General features: G+C 62.7%; 23 protein-coding genes. 10 read left to right on the forward strand and 13 right to left on the reverse strand.

What is annotated here, in order from left to right; all coding sequences use genetic code 11:
* Window positions 1–15: 15 nt before the first annotated feature.
* Window positions 16–321, forward strand: coding sequence for an RpiR family transcriptional regulator (locus FJW08_RS29675; protein ID WP_140813412.1), 306 nt, complete (start codon window positions 16–18; stop codon window positions 319–321).
* Window positions 322–593: 272 nt separating this feature from the next.
* On the opposite strand, the gene FJW08_RS29680 is transcribed toward FJW08_RS29675, so the two are convergent.
* The 3 genes from FJW08_RS29680 to FJW08_RS29690 form a co-directional block, all read right to left on the reverse strand.
* Window positions 594–1,109, reverse strand: a complete 516-nt coding sequence (locus FJW08_RS29680; RefSeq protein WP_140813413.1) for a GNAT family N-acetyltransferase — start codon at window positions 1,107–1,109, stop codon at window positions 594–596.
* 51 nt (window positions 1,110–1,160) lie between these two features.
* The gene (locus FJW08_RS29685; protein WP_140813414.1) at window positions 1,161–1,793 is read right to left on the reverse strand and encodes a helix-turn-helix domain-containing protein; all 633 of its coding nucleotides are present in this window, start codon (window positions 1,791–1,793) and stop codon (window positions 1,161–1,163) included.
* Window positions 1,794–2,063: 270 nt separating this feature from the next.
* Window positions 2,064–2,399 carry a metalloregulator ArsR/SmtB family transcription factor gene (locus FJW08_RS29690; protein ID WP_140764933.1) on the reverse strand — a complete coding sequence of 112 codons (336 nt, stop codon included), beginning with the start codon at window positions 2,397–2,399 and terminating at the stop codon, window positions 2,064–2,066.
* A gap of 226 nt (window positions 2,400–2,625) precedes the next feature.
* On the opposite strand from FJW08_RS29690, the gene FJW08_RS29695 reads away from it, so the two are divergent.
* From FJW08_RS29695 to FJW08_RS29715, 5 genes are all read left to right on the forward strand, one after another.
* On the forward strand, window positions 2,626–3,933 hold the full coding sequence (locus tag FJW08_RS29695) for an FAD/NAD(P)-binding oxidoreductase (RefSeq protein ID WP_140764935.1): 1,308 nt from the start codon (window positions 2,626–2,628) through the stop codon (window positions 3,931–3,933).
* A gap of 139 nt (window positions 3,934–4,072) precedes the next feature.
* Window positions 4,073–4,273, forward strand: coding sequence for a DUF2892 domain-containing protein (locus FJW08_RS29700; RefSeq protein ID WP_140813415.1), 201 nt, complete (start codon window positions 4,073–4,075; stop codon window positions 4,271–4,273).
* Window positions 4,274–4,284: 11 nt separating this feature from the next.
* Window positions 4,285–5,247, forward strand: coding sequence for an efflux RND transporter periplasmic adaptor subunit (locus FJW08_RS29705; RefSeq protein WP_246682656.1), 963 nt, complete (start codon window positions 4,285–4,287; stop codon window positions 5,245–5,247).
* The gene (locus FJW08_RS29710; RefSeq protein WP_140813417.1) at window positions 5,244–8,441 is read left to right on the forward strand and encodes an efflux RND transporter permease subunit; all 3,198 of its coding nucleotides are present in this window, start codon (window positions 5,244–5,246) and stop codon (window positions 8,439–8,441) included. The genes FJW08_RS29705 and FJW08_RS29710 overlap by 4 nt, the downstream gene beginning before the upstream one ends.
* Before the next feature lie 359 nt (window positions 8,442–8,800).
* Complete coding sequence (locus tag FJW08_RS29715; RefSeq protein ID WP_140813418.1) at window positions 8,801–9,775, forward strand: alpha/beta hydrolase; 975 nt, start codon at window positions 8,801–8,803, stop codon at window positions 9,773–9,775.
* A 326-nt stretch (window positions 9,776–10,101) separates the two neighbouring features.
* On the opposite strand, the gene arcC is transcribed toward FJW08_RS29715, so the two are convergent.
* From arcC to arcD, 4 genes are read right to left on the reverse strand one after another with little or no spacing between them, the layout of a single operon-like run.
* On the reverse strand, window positions 10,102–11,046 hold the full coding sequence (arcC, locus tag FJW08_RS29720; protein ID WP_140813419.1) for a carbamate kinase: 945 nt from the start codon (window positions 11,044–11,046) through the stop codon (window positions 10,102–10,104).
* A 1-nt stretch (window position 11,047) separates the two neighbouring features.
* Window positions 11,048–12,049 carry an ornithine carbamoyltransferase gene (gene argF, locus FJW08_RS29725; RefSeq protein WP_140813420.1) on the reverse strand — a complete coding sequence of 334 codons (1,002 nt, stop codon included), beginning with the start codon at window positions 12,047–12,049 and terminating at the stop codon, window positions 11,048–11,050.
* A gap of 13 nt (window positions 12,050–12,062) precedes the next feature.
* The gene (locus FJW08_RS29730; RefSeq protein WP_140813421.1) at window positions 12,063–13,277 is read right to left on the reverse strand and encodes an arginine deiminase; all 1,215 of its coding nucleotides are present in this window, start codon (window positions 13,275–13,277) and stop codon (window positions 12,063–12,065) included.
* A gap of 12 nt (window positions 13,278–13,289) precedes the next feature.
* Complete coding sequence (arcD, locus tag FJW08_RS29735; RefSeq protein WP_140813422.1) at window positions 13,290–14,756, reverse strand: arginine-ornithine antiporter; 1,467 nt, start codon at window positions 14,754–14,756, stop codon at window positions 13,290–13,292.
* A gap of 234 nt (window positions 14,757–14,990) precedes the next feature.
* Here arcD and FJW08_RS29740 point away from each other — a divergent pair, with 234 nt between their 5' ends.
* Window positions 14,991–15,638 (forward strand): BON domain-containing protein, encoded by a 648-nt coding sequence (locus FJW08_RS29740; RefSeq protein WP_140764950.1) that lies wholly within the window; start codon window positions 14,991–14,993, stop codon window positions 15,636–15,638.
* Window positions 15,639–15,806: 168 nt separating this feature from the next.
* On the opposite strand, the gene FJW08_RS29745 is transcribed toward FJW08_RS29740, so the two are convergent.
* Both FJW08_RS29745 and FJW08_RS32595 read right to left on the reverse strand, forming a co-directional pair.
* Entirely contained in the window at window positions 15,807–16,403 is a 597-nt protein-coding gene (locus FJW08_RS29745) for a cytochrome b/b6 domain-containing protein (RefSeq protein WP_348642702.1), read from the reverse strand.
* The gene (locus FJW08_RS32595; RefSeq protein WP_181178814.1) at window positions 16,381–16,659 is read right to left on the reverse strand and encodes a PepSY domain-containing protein; all 279 of its coding nucleotides are present in this window, start codon (window positions 16,657–16,659) and stop codon (window positions 16,381–16,383) included. The genes FJW08_RS29745 and FJW08_RS32595 overlap by 23 nt, the downstream gene beginning before the upstream one ends.
* 265 nt (window positions 16,660–16,924) lie before the next feature.
* Between FJW08_RS32595 and FJW08_RS29755 the strand changes: the two genes are divergently transcribed.
* Entirely contained in the window at window positions 16,925–17,422 is a 498-nt protein-coding gene (locus FJW08_RS29755) for a plastocyanin/azurin family copper-binding protein (RefSeq protein ID WP_140764956.1), read from the forward strand.
* 362 nt (window positions 17,423–17,784) lie between these two features.
* Window positions 17,785–18,156: a plastocyanin/azurin family copper-binding protein gene (locus tag FJW08_RS29760; protein WP_246682657.1), complete on the forward strand. Its 372-nt coding sequence runs from the start codon at window positions 17,785–17,787 to the stop codon at window positions 18,154–18,156.
* A gap of 127 nt (window positions 18,157–18,283) precedes the next feature.
* Here the strand turns inward: FJW08_RS29760 and FJW08_RS29765 are convergent, their stop codons facing one another.
* The 4 genes from FJW08_RS29765 to FJW08_RS29780 form a co-directional block, all read right to left on the reverse strand.
* Window positions 18,284–18,670 (reverse strand): hypothetical protein, encoded by a 387-nt coding sequence (locus FJW08_RS29765; RefSeq protein WP_140813423.1) that lies wholly within the window; start codon window positions 18,668–18,670, stop codon window positions 18,284–18,286.
* Window positions 18,671–18,757: 87 nt separating this feature from the next.
* On the reverse strand, window positions 18,758–19,018 hold the full coding sequence (locus tag FJW08_RS29770) for a hypothetical protein (RefSeq protein ID WP_140813424.1): 261 nt from the start codon (window positions 19,016–19,018) through the stop codon (window positions 18,758–18,760).
* 48 nt (window positions 19,019–19,066) lie between these two features.
* Window positions 19,067–19,516 (reverse strand): thioredoxin TrxC, encoded by a 450-nt coding sequence (gene trxC, locus FJW08_RS29775; RefSeq protein ID WP_140764965.1) that lies wholly within the window; start codon window positions 19,514–19,516, stop codon window positions 19,067–19,069.
* Window positions 19,517–19,545: 29 nt separating this feature from the next.
* On the reverse strand, window positions 19,546–21,399 hold the full coding sequence (locus FJW08_RS29780) for a heavy metal translocating P-type ATPase (protein WP_140813435.1): 1,854 nt from the start codon (window positions 21,397–21,399) through the stop codon (window positions 19,546–19,548).
* Window positions 21,400–21,563: 164 nt separating this feature from the next.
* Here FJW08_RS29780 and FJW08_RS29785 point away from each other — a divergent pair, with 164 nt between their 5' ends.
* Window positions 21,564–24,245 carry a bifunctional acetate--CoA ligase family protein/GNAT family N-acetyltransferase gene (locus tag FJW08_RS29785; RefSeq protein ID WP_140813425.1) on the forward strand — a complete coding sequence of 894 codons (2,682 nt, stop codon included), beginning with the start codon at window positions 21,564–21,566 and terminating at the stop codon, window positions 24,243–24,245.
* The last annotated feature ends 10 nt before the right edge of the window (window positions 24,246–24,255 follow it).

The raw sequence follows: 24,255 nt of genomic DNA on the forward strand, positions 1-24,255 counted from the left end.
CGAAGGTGGTGGGACATGTCGGTTTCAGATCACGGCGCCAATCGGTCGGCGACCTTTGCGGACCTGAAAGGAGGGATTGCTTGTCGCGAGCTCGTTTTCCCGCCGCAAGTCGAAAAACTCGCCGCCGTCGCCTTTGCGCGTCCTGAACTTCTGGCTTTCGACAGTGCGCTCGAGATTGCTGCCAGCGCCGGCGTCTCGAAGACGACCGTCGCCAGGTTCGCCAGGCTTCTCGGCAAGCGCAGCCTGAAGGAGGCAAGAAGCGTTTTCCGCGAGGAACTCCGACGGCGTCACGAAGCGGACGCTAGGCGGGCAGGTCAGTAGCTGCCATAGCGACAGCGTCGATCACTTCCTTTCAGCAATATCAGGCTTCGGTGATCTCGCAGTCACCGCCCGGTTGGGTGACGATTTCGTCGTGCGTCAGTCTGCCGCCGGCTGCCATGAATCGATGATGATTTGAATCGGAAAGGTGCACAGAGTGTCAGCGCGCAACCGCGTCGACATTCTCGTCGTTCCGGCTGACGAGGAACAGCCCGTGGCGCGCGCGCTGAACACAGTCTGAGTGGTCCGCAAGCTGCTGGGGCCGCTGCCGCACCTTACTTCGGCAACTTGGCGCCCCGCTTGCGCTGGACCAGCACGAGTGTTGCGTCATCCGGGTCAGTCGTGACTGTGAAGCCCATCTCGCGCTCGAGCTCGATTGCTGCGTGGTTTTCCCGGTTTTCGATCGACTCGATCATGTCGAGACCCTGCTCATCCGCGTGGCGGGCAATGTGGGCGAGCAACTCCCAACTGACACCCAGGTGCTTGCGGTCGTCGCGAATGCAGATTGCGACCTCGCCATGCCGGTCGGTCGGATCGCTGGCGAGCGTCGCTACCGCGATCAACATTCCCTCTGGTGCAAATGCAAGGAAGTTATGGATATGAGCATCATCCGAGCGCGTCATGGCAACCAGCCGTTCGTGCGAAACTTCCCGCACGGCGCCGAGAAAGCGGAAGCGCAGATCTTCAGGCGTCACATGGGTGAAAAACTCAGCCAATGCCGGCTCGTCCTCGGGGCGCGCGCCGCGCACTTGGAAACGGAATCCCGTGTGGGTGGTGAGCGTCTTGTTCATTGCATCTGATCCTTGGTCTGTGGTCTGGCTTCGTCGCAGCGGTGAGGGCGGTTATTCGCCCATGTCCAAAAGCACGTCCTGCTTGAGGATTTCGATGCTGCGCAGGCCGAGCAGGCGAATGACGCCTTTGTCCTTGAGGCGGGTGAAGACCCGCGACACGGTCTCGATGGTGAGGCCGAGATAGTCGCCAATATCCAGGCGCGACATCGGCAAATCGACCTGGCACAAGCCGCCCTGACGTTCCGCCATGTCGACCAGGAATGCCGCGACCCGTTCGATGGCGTTCTGGCGGCCGAGGACCAGCAGATGCTCCTGGGCTCTGATCAAACCCTTGAGCGCCAGCGGCAGCAACTGGCGGGACATGTCCGCGGCCGCGGCGATCCGGACAACGCGGATACCGGTCGCGTTGATTGCCTCTGCGAAGAAATGATGCGTGGCGTCGGCCTCGAAGCCAAAAGTCTCTCCGGCCATATGAAAGGCGCTGATCTGCCGGCGGCCGTCAGCCAGCAGCCGGTACACACGCACGGCGCCGAACTCGACCTGGTAAAGAGGCCCGGCCTTTTCGCCCTGGGCGTAGATCTCCGTGCCGGCCGGGAAGAAGCTGACTGGTTGCGCCATAGCCCCGTCGAGGGGAGCGAAAGGGCTCGGCTGCAGTTCAATCTTGGCGATCTGTCGAGCGTACATGGCTGTGTCCCCGGTTGTTCCGTGACACAGCAATCGCGCGAATCCGCAGATCGCGAAATTCGGTTATGTCCCTAAGGGATACTACCTAGTCAGTTCAGTCCGACTCGATGCATTGGCGACTGCATGGCCTTCCAGGGCCGCCCAATTTTGCAGAACTTGACGCATACACCTTGTCGAGCGTCTTCCGCGATACCATGCAGCCGGCCGATTGAGGAAATCGGCGTAAGGCAGGGCAGGCTCCGACCCTCGCGCCAGCCGTGCCGGCGGACGTCACCCACGCTTGGCTTTGGCCGTTTTCGTCTCGGGGTCGCAGTAGATGCCGTAGAGCGTCTGGAGTATGCGTTCCACCTCCTCCGAAGCCAGGCGGTAGTAGACCTGCTGGGCGTCGCGGCGGGTGTCGACCAGCTTCAATGCCCTGAGCTTCGACAGTTGCTGCGACAGCGCCGACTGGTTCATCGCGACGAGGTCCGCCAGTTCGTTGACGGATGTCTCGCCGTCCAGCAGGTGGCACAGGATCATCAGCCGTTTTTCATTGGCCATTGCCGCGAGCAGTTCGGATGCCTCGCGCGCCCTCTTGTCCAATTCGGCGACCTTCTTATTGCGCATATGAACACATTAGAATATTAACAGTTGCGCATAATATTAGCCCGATGCTGTCGCCTGTCAAGCCGACGGGTCGATGACCCTGCGGGAAATCCACACTGGCAGGATCGTTTGACCCGCATCAAGTCGCAACCGGTCGCAAGGGCGCAAGATGAGCCAACGTCGCTGTCTGCGGGAGCGGCAAACATCGGCTCTGCACGCAAGCACCGCCGCAATGGGAGGATAGAGCATGGCGCATGTTGTGGTCCTGGGTGCCGGGCTGGGTGGTACCATCATGGCCTACGAGCTTCGCGACGAACTGGCGAGCGAACATCAGGTTTCCGTGGTCAACAATGGCAGCCACTATTCATTCGTGCCGTCCAACCCCTGGGTCGCCGTTGGCTGGCGCGACCGGCAAGCGATCGAAATCGACCTTGTTCCGGTGCTGGCGCGGCGCAACATCGGCTTTCATCCGCAAGGTGCCAGGCGCGTTCACCCGGTCGAGCGCACGGTGGAACTCAATGACGGCTCATCCGTCACCTACGACTATCTGGTGATCGCCACCGGCCCCGAACTGGCATTCGACGAGATCGAAGGCTTCGGGCCTGAGCACAATACCCAGTCGGTCTGCCACATCGATCACGCACTCAAGGCCAAGACGGCCTTCGATGCGCTCGTCGCCAAGCCCGGTCCGGTCGTCATCGGCGCGGTCCAGGGCGCGTCCTGCTTCGGGCCCGCCTATGAGTTCACCTTCATTCTCGACAAGGCGTTGCGCGACGCCAAGGTGCGCGATCGCGTCCCAATGACCTTCGTCACCTCGGAACCCTATATCGGCCATCTCGGCCTCGACGGCGTTGGCGACACCAAGGGCCTGCTCGAGAGCGAGATGCGCCAGCATCACATCAAGTGGATCTGCAACGCCAAGATCGACAGGGTCGAGCCGGGCAAGATGTTCGTCCAGGAAATCGCCGACGATGGGTCGGTCAGACAGGCGCATGAATTGCCGCATGCCTTCGCCATGATGCTGCCGGCGTTCCGTGGCGTGGCGGCGGTGCGCGGCATCGAAGGCCTCACCAATCCGCGCGGCTTCATCCTCGTCGACAAGCACCAGCGCAACCCAGCCTTCCCCGACATATTCGCGGTCGGCGTCTGCGTTGCCATCCCGCCGATCGGCAAGACGCCGGTTCCGGTAGGCGTGCCCAAGACCGGCTTCATGATCGAATCCATGGTCATCGCGACGGCCCGCAACATCGGCCGGCTGGTCAAAGGCATCGCGCCCGATGCCCAGGGCACATGGAATGCGGTTTGTCTCGCCGATTTCGGCGATTCCGGCGTGGCCTTCGTGGCGCAGCCGCAGATCCCGCCGCGCAACGTCAACTGGTCGTCTTCCGGCAAATGGGTGCACACCGCCAAGGTCGGCTTCGAGAAGTATTTCCTGCACAAGATCAGGACCGGCAAGGCCGAACCCTTCTACGAACGCCTGGTGCTGCAGGTGCTGGGCATCGACAAGCTCAAGCAGATCAAAGTCGAGGCATCCGTGGATGTCCCGGCTGACTGACCAAGGTAAGCCGGCGATGGGGCCGGTTGGCGGGCGCGACGACGGTCCGCAGCCGCCGGCGGCAAATCTGGCGCCGCCTCTTGCGGCCAGCGATAACATTCATATATTTAGATATGATCATATACAAATGGAGATGACGATGTCCCTAGACCGTTCCGTTCTCGCTTTCGCCGGCATCATGGTGCTGCTGTCCGTCGTGCTCACCGCCTTTGTCTCGCCGCTGTTCGTCTGGCTGACGGTCTTCGTCGGGCTCAACATGCTGCAGTCGGCGTTCACCGGCTTCTGCCCGGCGGCGATGGTCTTCCGCAAGCTCGGCGTCAAGCCGGGATGCGCATTCTAAGGAATATCCGGATGCGCATGCCTCTTTTGTTCGCCGCGTTGCTGGCTACCTCTCCGGCGCTTGCCGGCACGCTGACGCTGGCGCCGACCACGGTGACCGAATGGAAGGCGGTCTACGGCCGTGTCGAGGCGCGCGACACCGTTCCGGCGCGCGCCCGCATCGGCGGCGTTGTCGTGGAGCTGGCGATCACCGAGGGCGACATGGTCAAGGCGGGGCAGAAGATCGCCACCGTCCAGGACGACAAGATCGCCTTTCAGGTCGCCGCGCTCGATGCCGAGCTGCGCGCCCTGCGGGCACAGCTGGATACGGCTCAATCCGAACTCGAACGTGGCCAGACCCTGGTCGACAAGGGCGTTATTACCGCGCAGCGTCTCGATCAGCTGCGCACCGAGGTCGACGTCGCGCGCAACCAGCTTGCCGCGACCGAGGCGCAGCGTTCGGTGATCGTGCAGCAGGGCGCCGAGGGCGATGTCCTTGCTCCCGGCGATGGCCGCGTGCTGGCCGTGCCGGTGACGCGCGGCGCCGTCATCATGGCCGGTGAAGTGGTGGCCACCATCGGGGGTGGCGGCGTGTTCCTGCGGCTGGCCATTCCGGAGCGTTACGCGGCGTCCCTCAAGCAGGGAGCCGCCATCCGCATCAATGCCGGCGGCAAGGAGTCCGCCGGCCGGCTCGCCAAGATCTATCCGCAGATGGACAATGGCCGTGTTGTCGCCGATGTCGAGGTCGACAATCTCGATACCAATTTCATCGATGCCCGGGTTCTGGTCGAGCTGCCGGTCGCCGAGCGCTCCGCGCTGCTGGTGCCGGCATCGGCGATCGAGACCCGTTCGGGGATCGATTTCGTGCGCGTCGCCACCGGCGGCGGCGATGCCGAACGTGCGGTGGTCGCCGGCGAGCGGACCAAGCGCGCCGGCGGCGACTATGTCGAGATCCTGACAGGCCTCGCGGCCGGCGATGTCGTGATCACGCCATGAAAGATCCAGCATCGTTCGGTATTGCCGGCGCGCTGACGCGGGCCTTCATCGGCTCGCCGCTGACGCCACTTTTCCTGGTCGCGGCTTTCGCCTTCGGGCTGGTGGCGCTGCTGACGCTGCCGCGCGAGGAGGAGCCGCAGATTTCGGTGCCGATGGTCGACATCTTCGTGCGCGCGGACGGGCTGAAGGCCGACGATGCCGTCAAGCTGATCACCGAGCCGCTGGAGACGATCGTCAAGGGTATCGACGGCGTGGAGCATGTCTATTCCCAGACCCGCGACGATCAGGTGATGGTCACCGCCCGGTTCGTCGTCGGCACATCGTCGGACGCCGCGGTGCTGCGCGTCCACGACAAGGTGCGCGCCAACATGGATCGCATTCCCATCGGTGTGCCCGAGCCGCTGATCGTCGGCCGCGGCATCGACGACGTCGCCATCGTCACGCTGACGCTGTCGCCGAAGCCGGAGGCGGCCGCGCGCATGACTGCCAACGACCTCACCCGCATCGCGCGCGAACTGCGCACCGAGATTGCCAAGATCGACAATGTCGGCCTGACCTATCTGGTCGGCGAGACCGGAGAGATCATCCGCGTCAACCCGAACCCGGAGAAGCTCGCCCTTTACGGCGTCACCCTGCAGCAGCTCGCGGCCAAGGTTTCCGGCGCCAACAAGGCTTTTCCGACTGGGCGCGTGCGAAATCAGGGCGAGCAGATCGATATCGTCGCCGGCGAGACGCTGGCCTCGCCCGACCAGATCGGCAACCTGCTCTTGACCTCGCGCGACAACCGCCCCGTCTATGTCCGCGACGTCGCCGACGTCGCCTTCGCCACCGACGCCGGTGAAGCACTGGTATCCACGGTCACCAGGGCCGGAGCCGGCGTCGAGCGCGTGCCGTCGGTCACACTCGCCATTGCCAAGCGCGCCGGATCGAACGCGGTCGCCGTCGCCGACGCTATCCTGCACCGGGTCGCCCTGCTCCAAGGCGGACTGATCCCCGGCGATATCTCGATCGACGTGACGCGCAACTACGGCGAAACCGCCAACGACAAGGCCAACGAGCTCCTCTACCATCTCGGGCTGGCCACGATCTCGATCATCGTACTGGTCTGGATCGCCATCGGCCGCCGCGAAGCCATGGTCGTGGCCGTCGTCATTCCAGTGACCATCCTGCTCACGCTGTTTGCCTCGCGCGTCATGGGCTACACGCTGAACCGCGTCTCGCTGTTCGCGCTGATTTTTTCCATCGGCATTCTCGTCGACGACGCCATCGTGGTGATCGAGAACATCTCTCGCCACTGGGCCATGGGCGACGGACGCGACAGGCGCCAGGTGGCAATCGAGGCGGTGGCGGAAGTCGGCAACCCGACCATCGTCGCCACCCTGACCGTGGTCGCCGCCCTGCTGCCGATGCTGTTCGTCTCGGGGATGATGGGACCCTATATGAGCCCGATCCCGGCCAATGCCTCGGCGGCGATGATCTTCTCCTTCTTCGTCGCGGTGATGGTGACGCCGTGGCTGATGCTCAAACTCGCCGGACGGGCGCCGGTGCACGCCCGTCAAGACCATGGCAATGGCGGTCCGCTCGGCCGCGCCTACACAGCCGTCGCCCGGCCGATCCTGGCCTCGAAGAAGGCGAGCTGGGCTTTCCTCCTTGCCGTCGGCCTGCTGACGACAGGCTCGCTTGCGCTGTTCTACACAGAGCATGTCACCGTCAAGCTCCTGCCCTTCGACAACAAGTCCGAACTGTCGGTCACCATCGACCTGCCGGAAGGGTCTTCCGTCGAGGCGACCGATGCGGTGGCGCAGGCCGTCGCCGCCAAGGTTCTCGAGCTGGAGGAGGTCCGAACGGTCCAGACACATGCCGGAACGGCGGCGCCCTTCAATTTCAACGGCCTCGTCCGCCATGCCGTCCTGCGCACCGAGCCGCAGCAGGGCGACGTCGCGCTCAACCTGCTGCCGAAAGCGAACCGTACCCGCTCCAGCCATGAGATCGCGCTCGATGTGCGCCAGCGCATCGCAACGATCCCGGTGCCGGAAGGTACCAGCCTGAAGGTCGTCGAGCCGCCGCCCGGCCCGCCGGTGATGGCGACCCTGCTGGCCGAGATCTACGGACCTGACGGCGAGACGCGCCGCAAGGTCGCCGCCAGGATCGAGACGGCGTTTCGCTCCGTGCCTTTCATCGTCGACGTCGACAATTCCTGGGGCCAGCCCGCGCGCCGGCTGCGCGCCACGATTTCGACCGACGATGCGGAGTTCTTCCATGTCGAGGAAAGCGACGTCTTCGACACGCTCGCCATCCTCAATGGCGGGAAGACCGTCGGCTATTCGCATCGCGGCGGCGGCCGCCAGCCGATCCCGATCCGCATCGAGCGGCCGAAGGGCGAAAAGACGCTCGACGAGCGCTTCCTGACCACGCCAATCCCGTCGAATGTCCTGCCCGGCGACCGCGGCGTGGTCGAACTCGGCGATGTCGTGCGGGCGACGCCGGAGCGCGCTTCGTTCCCGGTGTTCAGGCACAATGGCCGCGCCGCCGAAATGGTGACGGCCGAGCTTGCCGGCAGCTTCGAGGCGCCGCTTTACGGCATGCTGGCTGTCGGCAAGGCCATCGACGCTCAGGACTGGACCGGCTTGCAGAAGCCCGCGATCGCGCTGCATGGCCAGCCGGAGGATGAAAGCCGGCCGACCCTGTTGTGGGATGGTGAATGGGAAGTCACCTGGGTGACCTTCCGTGACATGGGGGCTGCCTTCGGGGTCGCGCTGCTCGGTATCTACATCCTGGTTGTCGCGCAGTTCGGGTCGTTCAAGGTGCCGCTGGTGATCCTCACCCCGATCCCATTGACCTTTATCGGCATCCTCGGCGGGCACTGGTTGTTCGGCGCGCCGTTCACGGCCACTTCGATGATCGGGTTCATCGCGCTGGCCGGCATCATCGTGCGCAACTCGATCCTGCTGGTCGACTTCATCCGCCACGCGGCGTCGCCTGAAAGGCCGCTAAGCGAGGTGCTGATCAAGGCTGGAGCCATCCGGTTCAAGCCGATCCTGCTGACGGCACTTGCCGCCATGATCGGCGCGGCAGTGATCCTGACCGACCCGATCTTCCAGGGGCTGGCGATCTCCCTGCTGTTCGGCCTGGCGTCCTCGACGCTGCTGACGGTGCTGGTCATCCCCGCGATCTACCGGGTGCTGCGCACGTGAACGGGAACAGAGCGGCCTGTCGAATGCTTTCCTGTTGTCGGATCGATTTCAAGTGGCGCCGGAATGCAACGTCGTTGATTCACGTCAGATCAAGTAGACGCGCAGCGATTGTCGTTACGGTGAGGTGGATGGAGCTTCGCTCGCTGCCGTCCTTCACCAGCGACGAGTCTCTCGCAAATCTGGTAGCCTACGATTAGCCATCTAGCCGGCACAATTGGTGGCATCTGCCATTGGGATCCTTGCAGTAGTCATCCTTGTCTGGCCAACGATGGCGGATCGTGATCGCTCAAGGAGGGGTTAGATATGTCGACGTCCTTCCAGGCGATGCAGGCCAATTTTCGCGTGCAGGAGCTCTCGCAATGAGGCGAATCGGCACATTCCTGCTGGTCATGCCCATCACCATAGCGGTTATGGCCGGTGTGGCTTTCTTGAATTACAAGAACGACCTTGGCCGTCAGCGGGACGCGGTCAGCCGAGGCAGTCTAATCGCCTACCTCGACATCGGCCCGATCGAATACGCCGACAGCGGTGCGGGCATTCCGCTGCTGTCGATCCACGGTGCCGGCGGCGGCTTTGACCAGGGTCTTGCCCTTGCCGCCGATCTTGTCGGGGGCGGCTTTCGGGTCATCGCGCCGTCGCGCTTCGGCTATCTTCGCACGCCCGTTCCCAGGGACCCCTCTCCAGCCGCGCAGGGCGACGCCCACGCGGCCTTGCTTTCTAGACTGAAGATTCCAAAAGCGGTGGTTGTCGGTGTTTCGGCCGGCGCCCGTTCAGCGGTCCAGCTGACGCTGCGGCATCCGGACAGGGTCGCCGGTCTCATTCTGATAGTCCCAGCCCTCTATTCACCCAGCAGTCCGGTTGCCATCCACGTGGGTCGCGGCAGCAAGTTTGCATTCTGGGCCGTCAGTGCAGGAGGCGATTTCGCTTGGTGGGCCGCCGAGAATATCGCACCGTCGGCACTTATTCGGTTTGTCGGCGTTCGACCGGCACTACTGGCGGCTGCGCCGCAAGCGGAGAGGGTCCGCGTCATGAGCTTCGTCAGGAGCGTTGAACCGCTGTCGCTGCGCTTCGCCGGTATCAACATCGACAGCGCGCCCGAGCTGCATGAGTTGCCGTTGGAAAAAATCACTGCACCCACGATAATCATCTCCGCGCGCGACGATCTGTTCAATACGCTGCCCGCTGCCGAATTGACCGCCGATAGGATCCCCGATGCACGGCTGGTCGTCTACGACACCGGCGGACATCTCTTGGTCGGACGGCTGCAGCAGGTTCGCTTAGCAGTCCGCACCTTTCTAGTTGCCGCTGGCGTGATCCCCCCATCAGATCTGTGACCAATGTCGCCTTGGCGCCGGTTGAGTGCTGTCGCCCATCGAAAGCAACCGTTGGGCCGAGGGTAGAGCGTCATGCCGGCGCTCGCTTTCATAGCGACTGCCGAACTGAGATTGCCGAAGCTAATGTAATGCATGTCGCCCGGAAGTGTCCTCGGATCCGGGATAACGACATGCATAAAATCAGAAGCTTACAGCAGGTCGGGCGAATCCTATTCGCCGCGACATGCTGTAGGGACGTACTCAAATCCGAGTCGGAGCGATTGGCCAGGACCGGGCTTGCTGCGAGGAATGTTGATATGCTCTCAGTCTCCCTGCGTCACAGCAGTTCAGCATTTTGCAAGAAGCAGCGGGCAGGCCGCGGCGCCGCCTTCGAACCACGTACCGCGCTCGCCTTTAACAATTTGCACGGCGTCATCGAGTTGGCCGATCGCGGCTGGCTTGCCGGTCGCGTCAACGAATTCGATCGCGGCGTTGACCTTCGGCCCCATCGAGCCGGCGGCAAAATCTCGTCCGGATATCTCCGTCGTGGCTAGCCGGCGGAGGGCACGGGCTGTGGCGATGCCATAGTCGGCATAAACGGCATCGACGTCGGTCAGCAGCAGAAGCATGTCGGCCTTCAATTGGCGGGCAAGAAGGGAACTCGCCAGATCTTTGTCAATGACGGCTTCCACTCCGCAGAGGCTGCCGTCATCCATGGCTATCACCGGAACTCCACCGCCGCCCGTGCAGATGACGATGACGCCGCGCTCGACAAGGAACGAAATCACGGAGGCTTCCAGAATCTCAAGCGGCCTCGGCGAAGGTACGACGCGGCGCCATTTGTCGCCATCGGGCGCGATCGGCCATCCGCGTTCCGCGGCAAGCCGAAGCGCCGTCGCCTTCTCGTACACCGGGCCTATCGGCTTGGTTGGTCGAGCGAAAGCCGGGTCGCGAGGATCCACCCGCACTTGCGTCAGCAGGGTGGCGAACAGCCGCTCCTTGAGGAGATTGCCGAGCTCCTGTTCAATGACGTAGCCGATCATCCCCGCGCTTTCGGCGCCAAGTACGTCGAGCGGAAAGGCTCCGCCGTCAGGATGGGCTGCCGCTGCTTGCAGCGCGAGCAAGCCCACCTGTGGGCCATTGCCATGCGTGATTACGATCGAGTGCCCTTCGCCGATCAGCGCCGCCAGCACGGATGCGGCACGCTTGATGTTGGCGCGCTGGTTGTCGGCGGTCATCGGCTCGCCGCGCCGCAGCAACGCGTTCCCGCCAAGCGCGGCCACGATAAGCATTTCAGTTGCCAATCGTCGCGACTAGCAGGGCCTTGATCGTATGCATGCGATTTTCCGCCTGATCGAACACGATCGACGCGTCCGATTCGAATACCTCGTCGCTGACCTCCATGCAGTCGATGCCGTATTCGCGCGCAATGAATGCACCGATCTCGGTATCGGTATCGTGGAAAGCCGGCAGGCAATGCATGAATTTCGCGTGCGGATTGCCGGTGGCCGCCATTACGTCGCTCGTCACCCGGTAAGGTGTCAAAAGGCGAATGCGCTCGGCCCAACCGGATTTGTCCTCGCCCATCGACATCCAGACATCGGTGTAGACGAAGTCGGCATCCTGGACGCAGTCCTTTACGTCTTCGCCCAATCTGAAGCGCCCCCGGCTGTTTTGCGCCAGGTCCCTGATGTGAGCGCTGAACGCCTCGTCGGGCCAGAGTTCGTTGGGCGAAGCAATGCGCATGTCGATACCGACTTTGGCCGCGCCCAGCGCTAGTGACATCGCGACGTTGTCGCGCCCCTCGCCGACGAAAGCGACAGTCATGTCCGAGAGGTGCTTATGGGTGAACTCGCGCATGGTCATGAAATCGGCAAGAATCTGCGTCGGATGCGCTTCGTCCGTCAGGCCATTGTAGACCGGCACCCCGGCATAGGTGGCCAGCACTTCCGCCTGTTGCTGGGCAAAACCGCGATACTCGATGGCGTCATACATCCGGCCAAGCACACGTGCGGTATCCTTCATGGATTCCTTATGGCCGATATGGCTTCCGCTCGGACCGAAATACGTGACATGAGCGCCCTGATCGTAAGCCGCCACCTCGAACCCTGTGCGCGTGCGCGTCGAATCCTTTTCGAAGATCAGTGCGATATTTTTTCGGGAAAGGCGCGGCACTTCGTGTCCAGCGTGCTTGGCGGCCTTGAGATCCGCTGCAAGCCTCAACAGAAATCGAATCTCGTCACCTGTCAGATCGTCCAGCGTGAGGACGGACCGGCCGTGCAGGTTGATCGACATTGTGAAGTTCCTTTCAGATTGGGTCGCGCGCCAGGGGACAGGTCATGCAGTGCCCGCCGCCGCGCCCACGGCTGAGTTCGGCGCCCTCCACGGTAATTACTTCTATTCCAGCCCTGCGCAGAAGGGTGTTGGTGTAGACGTTTCGGTCGTAACCGATGACCACGCCCGGCTCGATCGCGACGACGTTATTGCCGTCGTCCCATTGTTCCCGCTCTGCTTCATAGCGGTCGCCTCCCGTGGCGATGATCCGCAGCGACTTCAATCCGAGCCCGTCGGCGACAACAGACGTGAATGGCTCTCTTTCCTCCGTTACCTCGACTGCCGCGTCTCCGTCACCGGGTCGCAGCGAAAAGGAACGCAGGCGTTCGACAACGGGCGGATACATGGTGACCAGGTCGCGATCACAGAAAGTGAAAACGGTGTCGAGATGCATGAAACCGCGATCTCTCGGCATCAGGGCTGCAATCACACGGGTCGCTTCGCCGCACGCGAACAATTTTCGTGCAAGGTCGCCCACCGCTTGCGGCGTCGTGCGTTCTCCCATGCCGACGAGCACCGTTCCACCACCGATCGGCATGACATCCCCACCCTCCAGGCTATTACAGGTTCCCAGGTCAGGCGACACGAAGGGAATGCTATTGTCTCGAAAGCGAGGATGAAACCGATACACCGCTTCGACATTGGCGGCTTCCGGGCGGCGCGCGGCCCAGTACATGGGATTGACCGAGACCGAGCCATGGATCCAGCAGGAACTGTCGCGCGTGAAAAGCTGGTTCGGCAACGGTGGCAGCACGAACTCCTGAGGGGCGAACGTCCTGCCGGTCAGTCCCGCGGGCTCGAAGGGTAGCTCGGCACGAGCGATGCCGCCGACAAGCACGGTCGCGAGGTGATCCGATGGCATCTCATCGAGCCAACCCCGCATTTCGCCGACCATGTCGAGGCCGACGACACCGGCGTGAATCCTGCGGTCGAGGAGCCAATCGCGGGCCTTGGCCAGGCTCATCGTCTCTGCCAGGAGTTCTCCGAAGGAATGCACCAGCACACCGCGTTCACGCAAGGCATCGACGAAGACATCGTGCTCCTGGCGGGCCCGCTTGACCCACAGCACGTCGTCGAAAAGCAGCGCCTTGCAGTTTTCCGGTGTCAGCCTGCGCAGGCTGAGATCGGGTCGATGGACCATCACCTCGCGCAGACGGCCGACTTCGGAGTGGACACCCAGCTTCGTCATCGAGCGCTCTCTTCAAAGCGGGCTGATGGCGCCGGTCCACATTTCGTAGACAGCGAGAATGGCGACTGCGACGAGGGCTACGGCGAGTGCCGCTTCGGCAGGACGGAATAGACGCTGACTGGTTTCGCGGCGCGCCCAGATGTAGAAGATGATGCCGGGCGCATAGAGGATCGCGCACATGAACAGGTAGGCAGGTCCGGCCGCGTAGACGAGCCAGAGCCCGTAGACCGTTGCTAGTAGTCCAGCGAAGAGAGGACCTGTTCGCTGCTCGCCAGTCGTATAGCTCTCTCCAGTCAATGCCAGCTTGGCCGCGTAGGCGCCGGAGAAGATGTAAGGCACAAGAATGGCCGCCGACGCGATGTAGAACAGGGCCTGATAGGTGCTCTGGGCGAAGAGCGTGATCACCAGGAAAGCCTGGACCAGCAGGTTGGTGATCAGAAGCGAGGTCGACGGCACGCCGCGTTCGCTTTCCTGGCCGAAGAATTTCGGCATCGTCCCATCCTTGGCGGCGACATGCGGAATTTCGGCCGCCAGCAGCGTCCAACTGAGGAAGGCGCCGACCACCGACACGACAAGCGCGATGTTGATGAGGATTGCACCCCAGGGCCCGACAACCGCCTCCAGAACGCCGGCCATGCTCGGGTTTTTCAGCGCGGCAAGTTCCGGCTGGTTCAGGATGCCGAGCGACAGCAGCGACACCAGGGCGTAGAGCGCGAGGCAGGTGAAGAAGCCGAGAATCGTCGCCGTGGCGATGTCCTTGCGGCGCTCGGCACGGCCGGAGAATACGCTGGCGCCCTCGATGCCGATGAAGACCCACAGCGTCACCAGCATCGTGCTTTTCACCTGTGCGGTGATCGAGCCGAGGCTGGCGTTGCCGAGACCGGTGAAGTCGAGAGACCAGACCTGAAGCTTGAAGGCAACGGCAACAACCCCAACGAACAGAACGATCGGAGCGATCTTTGCCGCCGTGACGATGAGGTTCACGACCGCCGCCTGCCGGATGCCGGCAAGGATCAGGAGGTGGATCAGCCACAGCAAAACCGATGCACCAAGCACCGCCTGCCAGGTATTGCCATCGCCGAACGCCGGAAAGAAATAGGACAGCGCGCTGAACACGATCACCGCGTAGGAGACGTTGCCGACCCAGGCGCTGATCCAGTAGCCCCAGGCGCTGTTGAAGCCGATGAAAGGACCGAAGCCGGCCTTGGCGTAAGCGTACGGGCCGGCGTCGAGTTCGGGCTTGCGGGTCGCTAGCGACTGATAGACGAAGACCAGTGCCAGCATGCCGACGGCGGTGATGGCCCAGCCGATCAGGATGGCGAGGGGACCCGCACCAGCCGCCATGTTCTGCGGCAGGCTGAACACGCCGGAGCCGACCATTGAACCGATCACGAGTGCAGTCAAGGAACCCAGTCGAAGTCTCGCTGGCGCCGCGGTCTCGACTTTCATAACAGCAATATCGATATCAGCCGTAGTCATGATGCGCTCCCGAATTGAAGGCTCTGATGGGAGGCAATGAATAGGAAGACGAGGCTTCCAGCTTTGATGCCGGTCAAATTGAAACTTGATTTCCAAAGGTGTGAGTTGAGGGGTCACTCATCTCGCTCGACCAGAGATCGTTTGATCCTCATCAACGTCAAGACGAAATCGCCTCTGCATATTCAGGCCGTTCAATAAACCGAGCGCGGCCCGCTCCCATGCAGAGGTGCAATCATGAACAACAATATTCTGAGGCAGGACATCATCGATGAGCTGGAGTTTCAGCCGAGTATCGACGCGGCCAATATCGGCGTCGCCGTCGACAACGGCGTGGTCACCCTGACCGGCCATGTGTCGACCTATGCGCAGAAGGCAACCACGGAAGAGGCGGTACGCCGCGTCAAAGGTGTAAAGGGTATCGCGCAGGAGATCGAAGTGCGGCCTGTCGGCGGCAACCTGACGGCCGACGACGAGATCGCCAAGCGCGCCCTGCACTCTATCAGCTGGAATACCGTCGTCCCCGACGGAGCGGTACAGGTCAGGGTCCAGAATGGCTGGGTGACACTCACCGGCAAGGTGGAGTGGCAGTATCAGAGATCCGCGGCGTTCGCCGCGATCCGATATCTGGCTGGCGTTCTCGGCGTGCATAACAGCATCGAGGTGCTGCCACAGGCCACGGCGTCCAATGTGAAAAAGTGCATCGAAGACGCCTTGAAGCGCAGTGCGGAAGTCGAGTCGAAAGCGATAGAAGTCAACGTGTCCGACGGCAAGGTTACACTGAAAGGCAAGGTCAACAGCTGGGCCGAACGTCGCACGACAGAGCGCGCGGCCTGGGCCGTGCCCGGGGTGCGCATGGTCGAAGACCACCTTACAATCGCTTAAAGCGTCGGAACGTCAAAGGGAAGCGAGCATGGCACGCCGGCGCCCATGCATATGCGGGGTTCCTTCGCCCACGTCGCATCGCGGGCGAAGGGGTCGATGTCGAACAAAGCCCGACCCACGCACGTCTCCGCAGTCGGCGAGGATCGCGCTTGGTGCACTGACAGATCGTCAGGCGATGTCGGCCGGTTCGGCCTTGCGTTTTCGCCCGGTGATCATGGCCCGGACCAGGTTTTCACGGTGCCGTAAGCTTGCCAACGCGACGCCGCCAATGTGCAGCAAGACAAGCAGCAGCAGGCCGTGTGCAGCCAGGCTATGCGCCAATTCGACCCACGACACGCCGAAATAGGCGTCCGTCGTCATCAGCCAGCCGGTCAGCGCGGTTGAGCCCATAGCCGCCATCAGCACGATCACCATCACACCGCCGGCCGGATTGTGGCCGATGTAGCGGGCTTCGCGGCCGCTCAGTATTGCCGCGAGATAGCGCAGCACCGTCGCCGGATCGCGCACGAATTGAGTGAACCGCGCGTAGTGCGTGCCCAGGACACCCCATAGGAGCCGCATTGCGACCAGCGCGGCGGCAGCGTAACCCGCCAAATGGTGAAGGACCTCCGAAGAATGGGAGGTGAGCCAGGCGGTGATGAAGCTGAGCGCCAGCGCCCAGTGGAAGCCCCGCACGACCCGGTCCCAGACGCGCACCATCTCCGGCGATGGCTGCGCGTCCGTGATCGCTGAAGTACTCAGATCAATTTTCGCCGGCTTCGGCATTGTCGAGCTTTTCAAGGGTCTCGGCATTGTAAGCCCAGTTCACTTTCTTGCCGGCCTTGTCGACCGCGTAGACTTCGTAACAGCCCTTCTCGACCTTGATCTGGCGGACCGTGAGGCCTTCGCCGGTCAACTGGGCCTCGAGCGTTGCCTTGGGCTTGAACTGCGATTTCGGAGCGGTGCTGCAGCTGCCGCCGGCGGCGAGGGCTGGCGCGGCAATTAAGCCCGCCAGGGCGGCCAAGGTGAGTGTACGGTACATGATGGCTCCATTCTGAAGGCGCGGATGTTGCGCCCGTGGGTGGGATTCGGATCGGCTTTGTTGGACGGCGATGTGACCGTCATGGTGCGACATAGCCAATTCAAGCTGACAAACAGCTGACGGTTGCACGGGCAGCGACATCGACGCTGAAGATCGGGCTCGCGCGGGGTGGATTGATCTGGCGCAAGGCCGGCGTCTCACAGCGCGAGCAGCATGCCGGTCCGGACTGAGAGCGCTTTTGCCGTCGTCCTGAAGGAGGATTGTCATGAAAACGATATCGAGGAGTGCAGGGCTCGGGCTCGCTGCCGCAATGTTCATGGCCGGTGCTGCCGGCGCCGTCCAGGCCGCCGCGCTTGTTCAAGTCTCGCTGTGGGACAAGGGCGCAAGCATGGAAATGCCGATGGGCCTTGCCTATGCAATGCCAGGCCTTGATCCGGCCAGGGCGACCATGGGCATCAAGGCTTTGCCTGGAGCTGTGAAGGCCGGGGAGGTTACGTTCAATGTGAAAAATGACTCCAAGGACACCGTTCACGAGATGATCGTGATGTACCTTGCCGATCCCAGCAAGCCGCTTCCCTACGTTGAAGCCGAAAACAGCGTCGACGAAGACAGGGCCGGCGACAAGGGCGAGGTTTCGGAGCTTGGCCCCGGCAAATCAGGTGCGTTGACAGTCGACCTGAAGGCTGGAAAATACCTGCTCATCTGCAACGTGCCAGGCCACTACGGGGCCGGCATGTGGGCTGAGTTCACCGTCGATCCATAAAGCGGACAGCGGTTCGCGCTGCAGCGGTGGTTGTCCCGGTTCCGACGGTTGCCGGGATCGCCGGTTTTCAGGAATGGTGGCAAGCTGCGGGATCGGAAATGTGGCGATACTGATGGTGCGCCTCATCCCTGGTCGCCTGTCACCATTGTAAGCCCATTGTCAGCTTGGCTGTTCTAGCCGGGCTTTGCGACCGAGGAATGATTCCCCAAAAACAATCGCCTGCGGGGTCGCCGCATGCGATCAGGAGCTATTTGAACATGCAGCTTTTCAAGTCTGGGCTGGTCTTGGTCCTTTTGACGGCGTCGGCGCCCGCCTTCGCCAACGCGACCGTTAACGTCAAGCTATGGGACAAGGACGGCGTCGTGAACACCGACGCCAAGATGGGAATGGGCATGCCGGCGAACATGAGCATGGCAACCATGAGGGTCAAGCTGGACCAGACCGTCGTGCCGGCAGGCAAAGTCACCTTCCAGGTGAGCAACACCTCCAAGGACACGGTCCACGAGATGATCGTCGTCCCGGTCGCGGATGCCAAGAAAGCCGCGTTGCCATATGCGCCGAATGAAAATCGGGTCAACGAGGATGCGGCAGGCCATCTCGGCGAGGTCTCGGAGCTTGATCCGGGCAAGACCGGATCGCTGACGCTCGACCTCAAAGCCGGCAACTACGCAGTCTTTTGCAATATTCCCGGCCACTTCATGAACGGAATGTGGGCGACAATCCTGGTCAAATAGGCCGTGGTCGATGAAGGGCCCGCCGCGCCAAAGCTGCGGCGGGTTTTCGATTGGTTCGCGCCGCCGACCCCTCAGCTTTCCGACGCGATCCAAAAGCGAAATCGCGTTATCGGCCTGGGCTGAGCCATCACGGCCGTTCTACACGGGCAACCTGATAGGTATGCATGGCACCGTTGCGCTCGACCGACATATATTCGCCGGTCACGAACAGTTCGTCGCCGAGATGGAAACCGATCTCGTCGTCGCGATCGCCATCGGCGTAGTCGAAAAACCACTGGCCGCCTGGCTTGCGCCTCAGCCGGCCGATGAGATCTTCCTCGCCGGTACGAAACCGGCGAACACGGCAAGAGCCCCTGTGCGATCTCCACTCCTGCACGTCGATCCGACCTTCGCCGGTCAATGGGGCCAGTAGATCATAGCCTTCCTGACGGTCACCTTCCGGATGACCTTTGTCGCGGGCAAGCAACAACCGTATGTGGCGGAATTTCGACGAGAGCTCCTTTGAAGTGGTCATGGCGAACTCCTTTCAGGGAATTCTATATCGCGGCAACAGGATGTGGCTCTTGATCCGCATCAAGGAAGCCTCGAAACCTGCGTTTCTTCAGGGGCTCATCCACACCATTGCGCCGCTGGCCAAGGCCATCGCGATCAGGGTGGCGAGCGCCAGTGGCGGCCAGAACCTGGCCGGGCCGGCGGAGACAGCAAGTAGCAGACGGCCAAGCGCATTTGCGGCGAGCGCGGCGAGCACGCCGCAAAGCAGCCCGGATATGCCGAATGTCGGAATGCCGGCCGTGCGGCTGCGGTCAGGTGCGTCCCGTTCCTGCCAGCCACGCTCCCGACCGACGAGCAGACCTATTGCCAAGGCGAGCCCAAGCTGGGCAATGAGCGGATCCCATCTACGCGGCGATTTTCAGGCGGCGACAGTCGGCAGGCGGTCGCGAACCCACCTGACGATCTGGCCCGCCGTCATTGCACCGGATGTGCGCGAAAGTTCGCGCCCGCCATGGAACAGGATCATGGTCGGGATGCCGCGAATGCCGAGTCTGGCCGCGACAGCCTGCTCGTTGTCGGAGTTGAGTTTGATCAGGCGAACATGCGGCTCAAGCTCGTTGGCCGCGGACTCATATGCCGGAGCCATCATCTTGCAAGGTCCGCACCAGGGCGCCCAGACGTCGACGACAACCGGCAGGCTGCTGCGCGCGATCTGACAATCGAAAACGCGGGTGTCGACGTCTTCCGGGTGACCCGAAAACAGCCTGTTCCTGCACTTTCCGCATTTCGCCTCCATGGCGTTGCGGGCCGGCGGCAGACGGTTGACCCCGCCGCATTTGCTGCAAACCACCAGATTTTGCTGTGCCATGGCCATTCACCGAACTTGTTCTCGACCCACTATGCGCGCCACGGCTGTCCGTCGCCAAGGGCGCGTAACGCGTTCAGGATAACCGCAACGTCAATACCCTCCTGAATCAGCGCACCGGCAACGGGCGTGATCTGCCCCATGGCCGCGGCCGCCATGGCCAGTCCCGACAGCGCCAGCCCTGCAATGATGCTTTGCAAGGCGATCGCCCGCGTTCGCCTTGCAATGCGCACCGCATCGGCTACCGGCTGCAGCCGGTCGGTCAGAACGATGACGTCGGCTGCCTCGGAGGAGGCGGTCGCGCCACGTGCTCCCATGGCTACACCGACCGTTGCGGCCGCCAGGGCAGGGGCATCGTTGATACCGTCGCCGGCCATCATCGTCGGCGCCAGGGCCTTCTCGGCTTCGACAGTCGCGATTTTGTCGGCAGGGGTCGCGTCGGCCACAATGGCGTCGAGGTCGAGCAAAGCAGAAATGCGCTTCGCCGCCACGACATCGTCGCCTGTGAGCATGATCATGCGTGCAATGCCGGCGGAGCGCAGCTTGCCGAGTGCACTCCGCGCATCGACACGCAGGGCGTCACCGAACGTGAATATACCGGCAAGCCGTCCGCCGAGTGCTACAAAAACCCTGAGCACCGGTTCGTCCCGGTATCTTTCTTCACCGCTCTTCGCCCAACACGGCAATGGCTTGTTGGCCAGCACGAGAGCCCGGGATCCCGCCGCGATAGCCATGTTCTCGACCCGGCCGTTCATTCCCGCACCGCGATGCTCTCGCACATCATGCGGATGCGAAAGCATCAGATGTCTGCCGCGCGCTGCCCGGATGATCGAGTCGGCGAGAACATGGTGCGAGGCCTGCTCCAGGGACGCCAACAGTTGCAGCAGATGGTCGGCATCGCGGCCGGGTTCAGCTTCAATCTCGATGAGTTCGGCGCCACCGATGGTCAAGGTCCCCGTCTTGTCGAAGATCGCCGTCCTAACTTGGGCGAGGGCCTCCAGAGCCGCCGAGCCTTTCATCAGGATGCCGGCGCGCGCGGCGCGCGATACGCCGCCGATGAAGGCAACGGGCGCCGCGAGGATGAGCGGGCAAGGCGTCGCGACGACCAGCACGGCGAGCGCCCGGATTGGATCGCCGGAGATGTACCAGGCGGCACCGGAAACCAGCAAAGTGGCTGGCAGCAGGAAGAGAGCAAAGCGGTCGGCCATGCGAATAAAGGGCGCTTTGACGGTCTGCGCTGCCGCGACCATGCGCACGATCGCGGCATAGGTGCTCTGGTCCGCGCGTGCGGAGGCCCGCATGCTGAAGGTTTCGCCCGCATTGATGGTTCCGCTGCGTAGCATGTCGCCCGTGTTTCGCCGCTCCGGCAGCGGCTCTCCGGTCACCGCCGACTCGTCCAGCGATGCCGACGGGTCGAGCAAGATGCCGTCCACGGGTAGCAGCTCGCCGGCGCGCACCAGGAGAGTGTCACCGATAGCGACCTCTTCAATCGGGATCATTTCTGTTCCATTTGCCGACTTGCGATGCGCGACACGCGGCGAGCGATCGGTAAGTGCTTTGAGACTCCGCTCGGCGCGGCCGCGGGCAAAGTCCTCGAGCACTGTGCCGCCGGCATACATGATCGCGACCACCACCGCCGCCAGCGGCTGGCCGAGCAGCAGCGCAGCCGACATCGACACGAGCGCGATTGCGTCCACGCCGAAGCGGCCGATCCAGAAATCACGCAGAATGGAGATGGCGAGAGCCCCGACCACAGGCAAGGTCGCGATCGTCCAGATCGTGTCGGCCTCGAGCGGGCCGACCCTGGTTTGCCGAACGCCGAAGCCAATGGCGAGGCCCAGGATGGCGATAGCCAGCAATGCGCGGCGAAGGGTGGACTCGTTCATGCGATGTCTTCCGATTTGGTCGATGCTCGCCAAACTTCGTCAGCGCTGACGGGCGCGTCGAACTCGGGCAACAGCTAACCGCAAGAACTGGAGAACGCTTTGATCCAACGCAACGAACGGGCAGGATTGACCAGCGATGATCGCCACGAACAGGAGAAATAAGGGTGACGATCCGAAATCTCGAACATGCGTTCGCGCCGAAGTCGGTTGCTGTCTTCGGCGCGTCGGCGCGTGACGGTTCCGTTGGCCGGGTTGTCTTCGACAACGTCGTCAGCGGCGGATTCGAGGGCGAGATCTGGCCGGTCAACCCGAAATACCTGCAAGTGGAGGGTCGGCAATGCTATCACAACGCGGCCGATCTTCCGGGTATCCCAGACCTTGGTGTCATCGTCACGCCGCCTGATACAATTCCGGGCATCGTGCGCGACCTTGCTGAAAAGGGCACGCGGGCGGCGGTCGTCATCACCGCCGGCCTTACGCGCGAAAACGGCCTGCGCCAGGCGATGCTCGATGCGGCCAAGCCCACGCTCTTTCGCATCATCGGACCGAATACAGTCGGGCTGATGATCCCGCCGGTCAAACTTAACGCCGGATTTGCGCATATGGCCGCCAGGCCCGGCAACATCGCGCTGCTGTCGCAATCCGGCGCCATCGCCACATCGCTGATCGACTGGGCGGCGGACAACAATGTCGGTTTCTCGCAGATCGTCTCCCTGGGCGACATGGCGGATGTCGACGTAGGAGATTGTCTCGACATGCTGGCGGGAGATGCTCGCACACGCGCCATCGTGATGTATCTCGAAACGATTCCCAATCCGCGCAAGTTCATCTCGGCCGCGCGTGCGGCGGCGAGGATCAAGCCGGTGATCGCAATAAAATCGGGCCGGCACGAGCAATCGGCCAAAGCGGCCGCGACTCATACCGGCGCGCTATCGGGCGCCGATCGCGTCGTCGATGCGGCCTTGCTGCGCGCTGGCATACTGCGCGTCAAGGGCCTCACGGAGTTGTTCGATGCGGTTGAAACGACCGCTCGTTTCGTCCCGCTGGAACGAGCCCGCGTCGGCATCGTTACCAATGGCGGCGGCGCCGGCGTGCTTGCTGTCGATCAACTCATAGAAGGCAACGGGGAATTGGCCGAACTGTCGCCAGGAACGATCGCCTGCCTGGATGCCGTCCTGCCGAGCACATGGTCCCACGCCAATCCTGTCGACATTATCGGTGACGCCCCGCCAGAGCGCTATCGAGGCGCGATCGAGGCCGTCGCGGCCGATGCCGGGACCGACGTCGTCCTGGTCATGAACTGCCCGACTGGGCTCGGCTCGCCGCTCGCTGCGGCAAGCGCGGTGGCGGCGCTCGTGCAAGACGGCAAGATTGGCGGCAAACCTGTCCTGACCTGCTGGCTTGGCGGATACACGGCGCGCGAAGGGCGACGTGTTCTTCGGGATGCCGGTATTGCCAGCTTCGAGACGCCAGCGGATGCCGCGATGGCCGTCTCCAATCTCAGCGAATGGTCGCGGGCCCAGCGGGCCTTGCTGCGCACGCCGTCGAGCCAGGGCGAGGCCGCCACGAGCGGCCGAGAAGCGGTGCTTGCCGTATTCCGGCAGGTTGCCAAGGAAGGTCGGCGAATGCTGACCGAAACCGAAGCCAAGGCGGCGATTTCGGCCTACGGCATCCCGGTGCCCGAGACGATCATCGCCAGATCTCCTGCCGAAGCGGAGGCGGCGGCCGGCCGACTCCTCAAGGTGTCGGAACAGGTCGTGGTCAAACTCCTATCCAAGGCGGTCTCGCACAAGTCGGATATTGGCGGGGTTATGCTCAACATTGTCGATGCCGCAGCCGCAGGGGCGGCGGCACGCACAATCGAGGCGCGCGTGCGCAAGCACGCACCACAAGCCGATATTGAAGGCTATGCCGTTCAGCCTATGGTGGTGCGAAAACAGGCGCAGGAACTCATCCTCGGCATGAGCCGGGATCCGATCTTCGGCCCGGCCATTCTGTTTGGAGCCGGCGGCGTCGCCGTCGAGGTAATGGATGATACGGCGATCGCGTTGCCGCCGCTCGATGACATTCTTTCCCGTGACCTGATCGGGCAAACGCGGATTGGCCGCCTGCTGGCCGGATTCCGCGACCGCAAGCCGGCCGATCGGCAGGCGATCATCGCAGCGCTCAACGGCCTGTCGCAGATGATCGTCGACTTTCCGTGCCTCGTCTCGATGGATATCAACCCGTTGCTCGCCGATACCGCCGGCGTGATCGCAGTCGACGCTCGCATCGAGATCGACCCGGAACAGGTGGACGAGCCGGGTCCGAATCCGGCGCTTACCATCAGGCCTTATCCGTCGGGTTGGGGAAAAGAGTTTTCGGCCGACGGCACGTGTTACCATATCCGGCCGATCAAGCCGGTCGACATCGCGCTCTATCCCGAATTCCTTGCCAGGATTTCGCCTGATGATCTGCGCCTGCGTTTTCTGTCGCCACGCAAAAGCTTCTCCGACCAGATGTTGAAGCGGCTCACCCAGCTCGACTACGATCGTGACATGGCTTTCGTCGCGCTGGAGACGAGCTCCGGTGCGCTGGCGGGTATCAGCCGGATATCTTGCGATCCGGACCACGCCGTCGCCGAATACGCCTTGCTGGTGCGTACGGATATACAGGGTCATGGTCTGGGCTGGGAATTGCTCAGGCAGCTCGTCTATTATGCGAAAGCCGATGGCATCGAACGGATCGAAGGGACAATACTCGGCGAGAATACGAAGATGCTGGCCATGTGCCGCGAGTTCGGCTTCTCGATAAGGCGCCATCCGAAGGAACCCGGTCTTGTCGAGGCAACTCTCGAACTCTGTTGATGCCAATCGC

Origin of the sequence: Mesorhizobium sp. B3-2-1 (assembly GCF_006439515.1) — a bacterium.
Taxonomy (GTDB): domain Bacteria; phylum Pseudomonadota; class Alphaproteobacteria; order Rhizobiales; family Rhizobiaceae; genus Mesorhizobium.

Bases quoted from the DNA above. Each gene is read 5' to 3' on its own strand.
- FJW08_RS29675 (WP_140813412.1), top strand. From the start codon at position 16: ATGTCGGTTTCAGATCACGGCGCCAATCGGTCGGCGACCTTTGCGGAC.
- FJW08_RS29680 (WP_140813413.1), bottom strand. From the start codon at position 1,109: ATGAACAAGACGCTCACCACCCACACGGGATTCCGTTTCCAAGTGCGC.
- FJW08_RS29685 (WP_140813414.1), bottom strand. From the start codon at position 1,793: ATGTACGCTCGACAGATCGCCAAGATTGAACTGCAGCCGAGCCCTTTC.
- FJW08_RS29690 (WP_140764933.1), bottom strand. From the start codon at position 2,399: ATGCGCAATAAGAAGGTCGCCGAATTGGACAAGAGGGCGCGCGAGGCA.
- FJW08_RS29695 (WP_140764935.1), top strand. From the start codon at position 2,626: ATGGCGCATGTTGTGGTCCTGGGTGCCGGGCTGGGTGGTACCATCATG.
- FJW08_RS29700 (WP_140813415.1), top strand. From the start codon at position 4,073: ATGTCCCTAGACCGTTCCGTTCTCGCTTTCGCCGGCATCATGGTGCTG.
- FJW08_RS29705 (WP_246682656.1), top strand. From the start codon at position 4,285: ATGCGCATGCCTCTTTTGTTCGCCGCGTTGCTGGCTACCTCTCCGGCG.
- FJW08_RS29710 (WP_140813417.1), top strand. From the start codon at position 5,244: ATGAAAGATCCAGCATCGTTCGGTATTGCCGGCGCGCTGACGCGGGCC.
- FJW08_RS29715 (WP_140813418.1), top strand. From the start codon at position 8,801: ATGAGGCGAATCGGCACATTCCTGCTGGTCATGCCCATCACCATAGCG.
- arcC (WP_140813419.1), bottom strand. From the start codon at position 11,046: ATGCTTATCGTGGCCGCGCTTGGCGGGAACGCGTTGCTGCGGCGCGGC.
- argF (WP_140813420.1), bottom strand. From the start codon at position 12,049: ATGTCGATCAACCTGCACGGCCGGTCCGTCCTCACGCTGGACGATCTG.
- FJW08_RS29730 (WP_140813421.1), bottom strand. From the start codon at position 13,277: ATGACGAAGCTGGGTGTCCACTCCGAAGTCGGCCGTCTGCGCGAGGTG.
- arcD (WP_140813422.1), bottom strand. From the start codon at position 14,756: ATGACTACGGCTGATATCGATATTGCTGTTATGAAAGTCGAGACCGCG.
- FJW08_RS29740 (WP_140764950.1), top strand. From the start codon at position 14,991: ATGAACAACAATATTCTGAGGCAGGACATCATCGATGAGCTGGAGTTT.
- FJW08_RS29745 (WP_348642702.1), bottom strand. From the start codon at position 16,403: ATGCCGAAGCCGGCGAAAATTGATCTGAGTACTTCAGCGATCACGGAC.
- FJW08_RS32595 (WP_181178814.1), bottom strand. From the start codon at position 16,659: ATGTACCGTACACTCACCTTGGCCGCCCTGGCGGGCTTAATTGCCGCG.
- FJW08_RS29755 (WP_140764956.1), top strand. From the start codon at position 16,925: ATGAAAACGATATCGAGGAGTGCAGGGCTCGGGCTCGCTGCCGCAATG.
- FJW08_RS29765 (WP_140813423.1), bottom strand. From the start codon at position 18,670: ATGACCACTTCAAAGGAGCTCTCGTCGAAATTCCGCCACATACGGTTG.
- trxC (WP_140764965.1), bottom strand. From the start codon at position 19,516: ATGGCACAGCAAAATCTGGTGGTTTGCAGCAAATGCGGCGGGGTCAAC.
- FJW08_RS29780 (WP_140813435.1), bottom strand. From the start codon at position 21,399: ATGAACGAGTCCACCCTTCGCCGCGCATTGCTGGCTATCGCCATCCTG.